A 10,767-nucleotide genomic window follows, 5' to 3' on the forward strand; every position below is an offset into this window, starting at 1 on the left:
AAACCTGCCTAGAATCAAGACAGGGTGTGCGAGGAGAGGTGATATGCGGCTCATTGACGAGCAGGGGCGGCTTTTGGGAAAGGTCAGCCTCTTGGATCTGGGAGCTCTGGCAATTGTGGTGGTGGCCATTGTTGCCGTCTTGTTCTTTCCGGGTCGGCAGGCGGGCAGTGTCGTCCAGGTGGGAGGTGGCCCCACGCTGCCGGTGGAAGTGGACATGATTGTGCGCGGGGTCAGCAGCCGCTCTATGGAACCTTTTCAGGCGGGGCAGAAGGCTGACCTGATCATCCGCAACCAGCCCTACGGCCAGGTGGAGGTGGTGCGAGTGGAAAATGTCAGCCGTACCGTGCCGGTGGTTTTCCCCGATGGGCGGGTGCAGAACTTGCCCGATCCCGAAGCCTATCGCCTCGACCTGGTATTTACGTTGCGGGGGCGGGGCCAGCGCACCGAGAATGGCATCGTCCTGGGCAACAATCGCGTCAAAATCGGTGTTCCCCTAGAGCTAGAGACCTTTGACTACAACTTGCGCGGCACCGTGATGGACGTGCGGCTGCCGCAATCGTAGAGGATGTCAACCCCAATGCAGCTACAGGAAATTGCCCAAAAATTGGGGTGTGCCTACGAGGGGGATCCCACCCTGGAAATTCACAGCGTGGCCAGCCTGGCGGAGGCTCGCCCAGGGGAGCTGAGCTTTCTCAGCGAGGCCCGCTACCTACCTCTCTTGGAGCAAACCCAGGCCAGCGCCGTCATCGTGGAGGAAGGGCTGGCTTTGCCCTGTTCCATTGCCTGCTTGCGGGGCAGGGATCCCCGTCTGCTCTTTGCCCAGGCCATTGAGCTGTTCTACCAACCCTACCGCCTGCCCGTTGGCATCCACCCCACCGCTGTGATCGATCCCAGCGTCGAGCTGGGGGAGGGGGTGGCCATCGGGCCGCACGCAGTGGTGATGGAGGGAGTGAAAATTGGCGACCACACCCAAATTCACCCCAATGTCACCATCTATCCCCACGTGCGGATTGGATCCCGGTGTCAGCTTTTCGCCAACTGCGTTATTCACGAGCGCACGGAGATTGGGGATGATTGCCTCATCCACAGCGGCGCTGTCATTGGCGACGACGGCTTTGGCCACATTCCTCTGGCAGATGGCTCCTGGCGGCGCATGCTCCAAGCGGGCCGAGTGGTGCTGGAAGACAACGTGGAGGTAGGCAGCAACACCACCATCGACCGGGCCGCCGTTGGCGAGACCCGTATTGGCCGCGGCACCAAGATCGACAATCTGGTGCAAATTGGCCACGGCGTGCGCACCGGATCCCACTGCCTGATCGTGGCTCAGGTGGGCATTGCCGGCAGCACCCAGTTGGGCCACCACGTCATCTTGGCCGGGCAATGTGGCTTGGCCGGGCACCTGCACATTGGCGATGGCGTGCGTGTAGCCGCCCAAACAGGCGTTACCAGCGATATCCCTGCTGGTCAAACGGTGGCCGGCTACCCCCACCAACCCATTGCCGAATGGCGCAAGAGCATGGCTGTCCAGCGGCACTTGCCTGAGCTGCAACGCACCTTGCGCAAGCTGGAAGCTCGTGTGGCCAAGCTGGAACAGACCAGGGAATCATGAGAGACGGCAAAAGATGCGGATCCCCATAAGTCCCCCGCCTTGTCCTGTCGGCCCTAGCTCTGCTCCAGCAACGACCGCAAAGTGTTCAGGTACTCGTTGATGTTGCGCCGGTTGCCGCCGAAATCATATTCCCCAACACGGCCTTCGGAAGTAATGTGTAGACGAGTATGGCCAGGATCCCCTTCTATTGGCGACAGCGAAACCGTTAGATCGTCCACGAACTTAAAAAAGTTGGTGCGGGAGATCCCCTTCACTTCCATCGCCTCAGCATCCACAGAGACCAGTTCCCCCCGCTTCCAAACTTGAAAGGCTTGCTCAGCCGCTTTTAACACCTGGTCTGGGCTAGCTGCAATCACAACTTCCTGTTGGGCGCGATTGTAGGGGGATCCACCCAGGGTGGCCGCTTGTGCGGTGGGGATCCCGCTTGCCAAGCCGAAAAGCAGCACCGCTATCACCACCAAAAGTTTCCAGAAAGACATGCGGACAAAAGGAGAAGTTTACATCTCTTATTATGCCTTTCAGTTAGTAGAACGCTCCTGTTATCACCCTGTCAGCCTGAAGCAGAGCACCTGCCGGTGGTTCTATCGATGGGTTAGCCTACAGCTAATTCACTTGCCCCGAGTGCAAAAATGCTGGCCCAAGAAAAACTCCAAGAGAAAGCCGAGGAAAAGATTACTCCCCTCACCCGCCAGCAACTGGCGGAGCTCATGCCCTCGGCCCAGGGGCTGCTCAGCGATGAACCCGAAATGGAACACTCCCTGCATGCCCTGCAGCTTTTGATTCTGGTCAGCTGCCTCGCCCGCCTCTGGCAAGACCGCAACGACTACTTCCTCGCCTGGAACCTCACCGTCTACTACAGCCGAGAGCAACTCAAAAATAAAGACTTCCGCGGGCCAGATCTGTTTTTGGTCAAAGGGGTAGAAAACCGCCCCCGCCCTTCTTGGGTGGTGTGGGAAGAAGGTGGCAAATACCCGGACTTGATCATCGAGCTGCTTTCGGAATCGACTGCCAAAGTGGATCGGGGTGAGAAGCGGGAGCTTTACGAAAGGATTTTCAGGACACCGGAGTACTTTTACTATTCTCCGGAGACGCAGGAGTTTATGGGTTTGCGACTGAGGGGGGAGAAGTACGAGGAGATTGAGCCAACGGAGCAGGGCTGGCGCTGGAGCGAGATGCTGGAGCTGTATCTGGGGATCCATAACCAACAACTGCGCTACTTTTTCCCCAATGGGGAGCTGGTGCCTACTCCTGAAGAAGCTGAGAGAATCGAGCGCCAACGTGCTGAGCAAGAGCGACAGCGAGCAGAGCGCCTGGCCCAGAAGCTGCGGGAGCTGGGGGTGGATCCCGATACCTTGTAAGGGTAAAGAGAGGAGAACTGGCAATGACTAACCCGAACCCAATTACTGAGGTGCTGGATCCGGTTTATCTACCCGAGTTGCCCCCCACCCAAGACGAGCTCCCCTACGACGACAGCGAACCTATGGAAAGCTGGCGGCACAGGTGCCAGATGGACTTGCTCATCTCCACTACCCAAACCTGGTTGCAGCAGCGCCCTGATGGCTTTGTCGGTGGCAATATGTTTCTCTACTACAGCTTGGAGCAGACCCGCGGCCGCAATTTCAAAGGGCCGGATTATTTTGTGGTGTTGGGCGTGCCTAAAGGCGAGCGCAAAAGCTGGGTGATTTGGGAGCAGGGCAAAGGGCCGGACGTGGTGATTGAGCTTCTTTCTCCCAGCACTGCCCAGGAAGATAAAACAAGCAAAAAGCAACTTTATGAGCAGATTATCCGGGTGCCGGAGTACTTTTGGTTTGACCCGTTTGATCCAGAAGACTGGGCGGGGTTTCGGCTAAGGGGCGGCCGCTATGAGCCAATTCAAGAGGATGCCGAGGGTTGCTTGCCGAGCGAGGTTTTGGGATTGTGCCTAGTGAAGTGGGAGGGCAGGTTTCGGGACATCGAGGCCACCTGGATTCGCTGGGCCACTGCTGCTGGGGAACTGGTACCCACCGAGGCCGAACTGGAGCGGCAAAGGGCTGAGCAGGCCGAACAACGGGCAGGGCGCCTGGCCCGGAAGCTACAAGAGCTAGGGGTAGATCCAGACGCCCTGTAGACAGCCAAGTAACTCAAGACAACAGATGGATCCCTAGGAGGCCAACAGCAACACAGGTAGCTTTTGAATAGCAGGCCGTAATCCCTTGGGAAAGCGCTCCCGCTTCAAGAGATAGCGATAGTTGAGTTGGGGAATAAGTCTCTCCCATTGATAGGGGTTCAAGCCAGCTACCACTGAACAGAACGGCTCTCTACTGAGCTCTAACCCCTCTTCCATGAGCCTGAGAGCTATGTTGCCTGCAGCTATCTCCAGAGTTTGATTGGCCAGTTGCGGATCCGGATCCCCTAGGAAGATCAGAGCATAGTCTTCTGGCTGAGGACTGCGCAGAATTGGCTCCAGCAAGCCCTCCAGTTCTTGGATAAGCTGCTCTGTCTCCATTTCCCAGTAGGGGAAAAGGCCCACGTTGATCTTGCTCAGGCGGATCCTTTCTGATTTAGAGATTTCTGTTAGGCCATCTCTAACCACTAGCCAGTTCTCAGAAGGACTCAGCCAAACTCCTGTGTAATCGACACTATGGAGCTGAAAAAAGGCTCTGATTTCCTGCTCGAAGTCATGAACAGCTTTCCAACATCCTTGCCAGTGTCCGTAATCATCGATTTGGATGAATCCTTGGGAATGAACCTGATCATAGAAATGATGAAAAATATCCATCGTTGATTGATACCAGTCAGCATCTGCATGCAGCAGAGCAATCTCACCCACTTGCTCTCGATAGGCAGGCAAGGTGTCAGCAAACAGCCCTGGCACGGGGACAATGAGATCCCAAACTCCCAGTTCCTTGGCAACCACCTCTAAGTTCTCCGAAATGGGTGCTGCTAAGGCACCGGATCCAAAACCCGTATCGTTGGCACCAACTCCTCGATAATCTCGATCCACCTCTGTTGGATCAGGCATACCTGAGAAGGTATCGAAAGCATATAGCCTGCGAGGTCGACGGCTGTAGTTCTTAATCACCCAGGCCAGCAAAGCTGAGCTTCCACCCCTGCAAACACCACATTCTACAAAGTTCCCAGGAATGTCTTCTTCACAAACCTGCTTAGCCAGTGAATAAAGGCTCCAAAGACGCTCAAAGCCCAGCGAGGTAAAAGATTTAACTTTCTCTAGCACCCTAGACAACTCAAGGTTACAGACCGGATAGTCCTTGAGGTGCTCTGGCAATGTCCAATTCACAGCAGGGTCTGGAATATGCTCAACGGGCTTGACATTGCCTCGCCAGGCCACTCCCATAATTTGCATGGTCTGGTAAATCATCGTGTTCCAGCCCCTGTCTCTCAAGTAATTCAAACCTTCAGCCACATCCGGCGAGGCTAGATCATGAAACAGAATCAAGGCATCCTCAGCAGCATAGCGCTCTGCCACTTGAGCATCCTGCAAGGGGGCTGGTGAGTCATGATTCCCATCGATGAAAATCAGAGACCAGCGACGATCCTCTTGCTGGGCAATTTCCTCTACCTTTTCCGGACTGTAGCCAGGGTAGAGATTGACATTAGAGCGAACTCCAGCCGAGCAGAGAGACTGGTTCACGCTCTCATAAGCCAGTGGATTTTCCAAAATTGGATCGACAACATCGAGAATAACACCTCCTGCTGACAGGTGAGCAGTTGACCAGCCCAACCAACAGCCGATCTCCAGAGCAGATTTTCCTCGAAACTTTAGCGCAGTATTGTACAGAATGTGTGCCTCGTCCCGACTAACAAAGCCGATGGTAGGTTGACGTAGATCCGTATGCCAAAGGTGAGGAACTTCTTTCCGTAGATAAGGCCAGGGGTGAGAGCTTGGCTCGGCCGCAATCATTGAAGGAAAGCTATGGTCAAGATGTATTCTAATCTGGTTAGGCGATACGTAGTCGTATCTCTTGACCGGAGTGGAGATGATGCCTGCATACCGCAAGCTAGCTTCAATCTTAAAACCTTCAGTTGTAAGCGCAATATGAGTTGGTCTCACCTTAACGTCGGCTGTAAGATGTATGATTCCTACTGGATTGTGAGGTGGAAAAGGATCCACCCAAATCTTCCTTTGCAAATCCCATTGGGGCATCTCATAATGGGCTAGCCAGTTGCAATTTAATGGCAAAAGTTCAACTCTATCCAGACCTATATCTCTATAAATAGCCACGTTTAGAGCAAACTGGTCTGTCCACAAATCAAGGCACCTAGAAATAGCTTGACCTAATCTTTTGCCCCATATTGACCAATGAATAGACTGTCTGGCACCAGAAAACACACCAGCATTTAGCAGAGGCTCTATATCTAAACGATCAAATTCCGTGTGGTAGAAGTAAAGGTGGTAGTGCCAAGATATCCAAGTTTGCATCCAGGGTCTATTCTTATGTTTAGCTACTAACTCTGGAACTATTGAGAAGCTCTTTCTTTTTGCTCCTAAGACAAGAAGATCAATCGCAGACCAGTCTTGCACCCAAGCATCTGCATCAATCCAAATGTAAACTTCATAACCTGGGAAATATTCAGGCAAAAAAGGTCTAGAGACCAGCGCTTTGAGGTACCTAGGTTGTTTATCGACATCAGGAACGTTGTAATTCCAATCTGGCTCTACGATATAGTCAACGTACTGACCTATCCATTGCAACTGCTCTGGCGTGCACCCTACATCAAAAAATCCAATATCTACAGAGTTGCCCTGTGGCTTTTCTCGAATAGAGAGAATGGTCCCCTGAACCAATTCAAAAAACTTGCTGTCAGCAGCCGTAACGATAATGGTTGAGTTCATAACCTTAAGTCTCTCCTCCAAGGCTTGAATTGTTGTCGACAAAGCAAGCCCTGCTTAGATAGCAAAGGACTCCTCTTTGACCTGCTACAACTTCTCCCTGCCAGAGGAGATGGGTAGGGTCCAACATCTGGTCAATCTGTTTGCGGTCTTGTTCTGAGCAAAACTCCACATAGATGACCTTGATATCTTCGAGCTGCTCTTGCAAGCTGGTCAACACCTCCACCTCATTCCCGCCTGTAGCCACCCTGAGCACATCGATGAACTCCAGACCCAGCTCCTTGAGAGCTGCCCTGGCTTCCCGGAAAGGGAGCAGCTGCTCCACTCCCCACTTCGCTTGAGGATCCTCCGGCCAGAGCCGACAAGTTCTGCAGCTATTCTGCCCCGCCAGCCCCACCGGATGCACAAAGCAGTTGCCCAGGCCAAGAGCATTCTGCCGCAGCAGGTGCAAGGCCAAGGGATCCACCTCAAAACAATGAATGGCCGCCTCAGGGCAGAAACCCCGAAAACAAACGCTACCAAGGCCTACCCCAGCTCCGATGTCGATAACCGTCTGCACCTGACTAGACAGAAACACAGGAAAGTTAAGATACGTCCTCTCGTAAAAAACGGTGTCTGGGTAGAGCTTTACCGAAAACCTGAGTTTGCCAAAGTCAAAGCCAGTCAACACTGCTTCCATTAACTTACTGGCATTGGCCAAAAGAAGTTGGTGGTCCTCTGCCAAGACAAAAGCAAAGTTAGCCCTCACAGACCGCCCCAGCCGCTGCAAGTCCTCAGCTGTGCACACCACCGCATCAAAGCTGGGCCAACTGCTCGGCTCCCCCCTCACCTCATGAACTCGCTCGGGCACTCCCTTCTGCTGCAGCAGGGCACAGGGATCCCCAAACCCCTCTTCCACATACAGCTCCAGCCGCGGCAGGTCCAGCAAGTCCGCGGCTATCACCCCAGGACAGCCTCGGCCAACAAATACCCTCAGTCGCTCCTGCACGCGATGCAGCTCTTGAATGGGCTCGTAGATTCCTAGTCGTGTGTCTATCCAGGCAGAGCTGGCCGTGCTGACAAAGTAGCGCACATCAGAGCGGGGCGAGTAACGAAAGGGCTCCGGCAGTTCTCCTCCAAACACCCACTCCAGGAGATTTTGGATGCGGTGGCGGGGATGCCACTTTTCATCAAAGGTGTGGTAAGCGCGGCGGGCAATTTGAATGGCCTCCTGGGGATGGTCTAGGTAGTAGCGGATTTTCTCCAGGAGCTGGGCTTCGGAGTTGTAGGTGTCGCAGTAGGTGCCGGGCGCCAAAAGTTCGTCCAATCCTGAGGCGAAGGAGAGCTGGTCGGTGAGCAGAAAGCCCCCTGCAGAAATCACTTCCAAGTTCCTTAAGTTCAGATCCCCGTTCAGGCTGCAGTTGAAAGAGATTAACGAGCCACCAAATATTAGTTGAGGATTGTGGACTCGAGTCTTTATAAATTGCCTTCTAAAGATTACCACTGCTTTCGTAGAATATGCATCTATTCAGATAACATAAGCACCCGTAGTTACCCTGAGAAACTTCCTCCTGCCAGAGGAGATGAGAGGGATCCAACATCTGGTCAATCTGTTTGCGGTCTTGTTCTGAGCAAAACTCCACATAGATGACCTTGATGTCTTCGAGCTGCTCTTGCAGGCTGGTCAACACCTCCACCTCCTCTCCACCTGTAGCCACCCTGAGCACATCGATGAACTCCAGACCCAGCTCCTTGAGAGCTGCCCTGGCTTCCCGGAAAGGGAGCGGCTGCTCCACTCCCCACTTCGCTTGAGGATCCTACGGCCAGAGCCGACAAGTTCTGCAGCTATTCTGCCCCGCTAGCCCCACCGGATGCACAAAGCAGTTGCCCAGGCCAAGAGCATTCTGCTGCAGCAGGTGCAAGGCCAAGGGATCCACCTCAAAACAATGAATGGCCACCTCAGGGCAGAAACCCCGAAAACAAACACTGCCAAGGCCCACCCCAGATCCAATATCAACAAGCGTCCTCACCTCAGAAACAAACAGAGGAAAGTTCAGATAAGTGTTGACGAGAAAAAGGGTATCCTCATACAGTTTTGCTGAATACCAAAGTTCGCCCATACGGAACACGCGCGCCATCGGTTCCATCAATTTACCCGCATTGGCAAAGAGGAGCTGGGTATCTTGTCCCAGAATGAAAGCAAAGTTAGCCCTCACAGGCCGCCCCAGCCGCTGCAAGTCCTCAGCTGTGCACACCACAGCATCAAAACTAGGCCAACTGGCTGGCTCCCCTCTCACCTCGTGAATTCGCTCCGGCACTCCCTTCTGCTGCAGCAGACCACAGGGATCCCCAAACCCCTCTTCCACATACAGCTCCAGCCGCGGCAGGTCCAGCAAGTCTGCTGCTATCACTTCCGGACAGCCGCAACTATAGCCAATAAGGATTTGAGGGGTGGCTGGAGAGATACTGAATACCGAGTTTGAAGAGGACATCTGTGTTGATTCTGGACAATGTCCTGATTCAAAGGCCTACAGCCTGCTTTCGGGAACGGACGCTATCTCACTGGCTAGCGTCTCATTGTTGTTTGAATTGACCATCAACTGCCTCCCAAACCCTCTGCGCCGCTCAACCCTCATCCCCTGCCCCTCTCCCAGAGGGAGAAGGGAGTAGCAAGGATAAGGGCAACCTAAACCAAATCCGCTGCCACCCGGTGGGCGCAGGCAAAGCCGGAGAAGGCAACGGCATTGAGCCCTTGGCCGGGGAATGTGCTATCCCCCACGCAGTATAGGTTGGGGATGGCGGTGCGATTGAAAGGCATGCCCAGCAAGCCCCAGGGATCCCGGCTGGGGATAGGCCCATAGGTGCCGTTGCTGCGGCTCAAAAAGCGGCGGTGGGTGCGGGGGGTGCCTATCTCCTTCAGTTCAATGTGGGATCCCAGTTGGGGCCAAAGGGCCTCCAGGCGGCGGATGAGGCGGTCGGCGGCTTGCTGTTTTTGGATCTGGTACTGGCTTGGGTTCAACCCTTGCCAGGTGGACATCCAACTGGGGGTAAAGGCATGAACAATGTGGCGGCCCGGGGGAGCCAGGTCGGGATCCAACAGGGTGGGGACGGAGACGAAAAGGGTGCCCTGCTCAGCCTCCATCTGATCCCAGTCTTCCAGGAGAATGTAGTGACAATGGCATTCGCCGGCCAGGGCCTCGGCCCGCACCCCCAGGTGCAAGCTTAAAAAGCTAGGGGATTGCTGGTAGCGTTTTTGCCACTGCCGCTCCGCCCTGGGCAGGGATCCCGGCCATAGGCGCTCAAAGGTGTCCCAGCGGGTGGCATTGGAGATGATTGTGCGGGCAAAGAGCTTTTCCCCGCTGGCCAGTTCTACGCCCACCGCCCGACCTCTTTCTTCCAGGATCCGCCGCACGGGTGCTTTGTAGCGGATCTGCCCGCCATGGGCCTCTAGCCCCTGGGCCAACTTTTGGGCGATCTGCCCCACCCCCCCTTTGGGATAGTTAATACCGCCGTAGTGTCGGTCACAAAACACCATCCCGGCATTGATGATGGGCGTGCGATCCGCCGGCACCACCGACCAGCAGTAGCACTCCATGTCCACAAAGCGCAGCAAATCCGGATCCCGCAGACAGCGCCGCGCCACCTGGCCCACATTCACCGGCAAATAGCGCGCCAAGGTCAGGCAGCCGAGGGGATTGCTCACAAAAGAACGAAATAGATAGCCCCACTCCTCCAACGAGAGCAGCTCCATGGCGTTGAGGCTGTTGAAGATGGGCCACAGGCTATCGTAGAACCGGCGAATGCCGGCGGCTTCCCGGGGAAAGTAGCCGGATAGCTCCTGCAAAAACTGCTCGTAATCCCGGTGTACTCGGGGATTCAGCCCCTTGGGCAAGTGGTAGGCAATCTGCACCGGATCGGGGATGGACTCCAGGGATTGGCCCACGGCTGCCAAGGCGCGGGTCAGCAAGTTGGTGGTACCCTGGGTGCCCAACCCAAAGATCATGGAAGCGCCCACGTCAAAGCGGTAGATCCCGTTGCCTAAGGGATCCGGACGCTCAAAGTAGCCGGCGCTGCCCCCTGGAATGAGGTATTTCTCCAGCACCAGCACACGGTATCCTTTGGCGGCCAACTGGCTGGCCGCGACCAATCCCCCGATCCCAGCACCGATGACGATGGCATCCCAAGCAGGGGAAGGGGTGTACAGAGCCTGCAAGAGGGTCTGAGAAGGCAAAGTTGAGGTCAAGGGATCCCTCTGGAAACTCAAACGCAAGATCAGTATCTTTACCGTACCAGAGGTTCTAGGGTTTCCCCATGAGTTGAGCTCCCCTGGGAATGAGTTTGCCCAGAT

At 55.0% G+C, this 10,767-nt stretch carries 10 protein-coding genes; 4 read left to right on the forward strand and 6 right to left on the reverse strand.

Going from position 1 to position 10,767, the window contains the following annotated elements; translation table 11 throughout:
- The first annotated feature begins 43 nt into the window (after window positions 1–43).
- Complete coding sequence (locus tag ACVWY8_RS02090) at window positions 44–562, forward strand: DUF4330 domain-containing protein (protein WP_414329249.1); 519 nt, start codon at window positions 44–46, stop codon at window positions 560–562.
- A gap of 15 nt (window positions 563–577) precedes the next feature.
- Window positions 578–1,609, forward strand: a complete 1,032-nt coding sequence (lpxD, locus tag ACVWY8_RS02095; RefSeq protein ID WP_457392060.1) for a UDP-3-O-(3-hydroxymyristoyl)glucosamine N-acyltransferase — start codon at window positions 578–580, stop codon at window positions 1,607–1,609.
- A gap of 53 nt (window positions 1,610–1,662) precedes the next feature.
- Here the strand turns inward: lpxD and ACVWY8_RS02100 are convergent, their stop codons facing one another.
- Window positions 1,663–2,088, reverse strand: coding sequence for a DUF1499 domain-containing protein (locus ACVWY8_RS02100; protein WP_457384495.1), 426 nt, complete (start codon window positions 2,086–2,088; stop codon window positions 1,663–1,665).
- Between the two features lie 150 nt (window positions 2,089–2,238).
- On the opposite strand from ACVWY8_RS02100, the gene ACVWY8_RS02105 reads away from it, so the two are divergent.
- Together ACVWY8_RS02105 and ACVWY8_RS02110 are read left to right on the forward strand one after the other, a co-directional pair.
- The gene (locus ACVWY8_RS02105; RefSeq protein WP_457384496.1) at window positions 2,239–2,967 is read left to right on the forward strand and encodes a Uma2 family endonuclease; all 729 of its coding nucleotides are present in this window, start codon (window positions 2,239–2,241) and stop codon (window positions 2,965–2,967) included.
- A 23-nt stretch (window positions 2,968–2,990) separates the two neighbouring features.
- Window positions 2,991–3,716: a Uma2 family endonuclease gene (locus tag ACVWY8_RS02110; RefSeq protein ID WP_457392058.1), complete on the forward strand. Its 726-nt coding sequence runs from the start codon at window positions 2,991–2,993 to the stop codon at window positions 3,714–3,716.
- Window positions 3,717–3,749: 33 nt separating this feature from the next.
- On the opposite strand, the gene ACVWY8_RS02115 is transcribed toward ACVWY8_RS02110, so the two are convergent.
- From ACVWY8_RS02115 to crtH, 5 genes are all read right to left on the reverse strand, one after another.
- Complete coding sequence (locus tag ACVWY8_RS02115; RefSeq protein ID WP_457392055.1) at window positions 3,750–6,443, reverse strand: class I SAM-dependent methyltransferase; 2,694 nt, start codon at window positions 6,441–6,443, stop codon at window positions 3,750–3,752.
- Between the two features lie 4 nt (window positions 6,444–6,447).
- Complete coding sequence (locus tag ACVWY8_RS02120) at window positions 6,448–7,923, reverse strand: glycosyltransferase family protein (protein WP_457392052.1); 1,476 nt, start codon at window positions 7,921–7,923, stop codon at window positions 6,448–6,450.
- A complete protein-coding gene (locus tag ACVWY8_RS02125; protein WP_457392051.1) occupies window positions 7,910–8,215 on the reverse strand; it encodes a hypothetical protein in 306 nt (101 codons plus the stop codon). Before ACVWY8_RS02125 ends, ACVWY8_RS02120 begins: the two co-directional genes overlap by 14 nt.
- A gap of 21 nt (window positions 8,216–8,236) precedes the next feature.
- Window positions 8,237–8,815 (reverse strand): hypothetical protein, encoded by a 579-nt coding sequence (locus tag ACVWY8_RS02130; RefSeq protein WP_457392048.1) that lies wholly within the window; start codon window positions 8,813–8,815, stop codon window positions 8,237–8,239.
- A 290-nt stretch (window positions 8,816–9,105) separates the two neighbouring features.
- On the reverse strand, window positions 9,106–10,662 hold the full coding sequence (gene crtH, locus ACVWY8_RS02135; protein WP_457392046.1) for a carotenoid isomerase: 1,557 nt from the start codon (window positions 10,660–10,662) through the stop codon (window positions 9,106–9,108).
- Window positions 10,663–10,767: the final 105 nt, after the last annotated feature.

It is taken from the genome of Thermostichus sp. OS-CIW-32, assembly GCF_054060415.1.

What these genes read in the sequence shown, in the direction of transcription:
- ACVWY8_RS02090 (WP_414329249.1), top strand. Translation starts at nt 44, where the DNA reads ATGCGGCTCATTGACGAGCAGGGGCGGCTTTTGGGAAAGGTCAGCCTC.
- lpxD (WP_457392060.1), top strand. Translation starts at nt 578, where the DNA reads ATGCAGCTACAGGAAATTGCCCAAAAATTGGGGTGTGCCTACGAGGGG.
- ACVWY8_RS02100 (WP_457384495.1), bottom strand. Translation starts at nt 2,088, where the DNA reads ATGTCTTTCTGGAAACTTTTGGTGGTGATAGCGGTGCTGCTTTTCGGC.
- ACVWY8_RS02105 (WP_457384496.1), top strand. Translation starts at nt 2,239, where the DNA reads ATGCTGGCCCAAGAAAAACTCCAAGAGAAAGCCGAGGAAAAGATTACT.
- ACVWY8_RS02110 (WP_457392058.1), top strand. Translation starts at nt 2,991, where the DNA reads ATGACTAACCCGAACCCAATTACTGAGGTGCTGGATCCGGTTTATCTA.
- ACVWY8_RS02115 (WP_457392055.1), bottom strand. Translation starts at nt 6,443, where the DNA reads ATGAACTCAACCATTATCGTTACGGCTGCTGACAGCAAGTTTTTTGAA.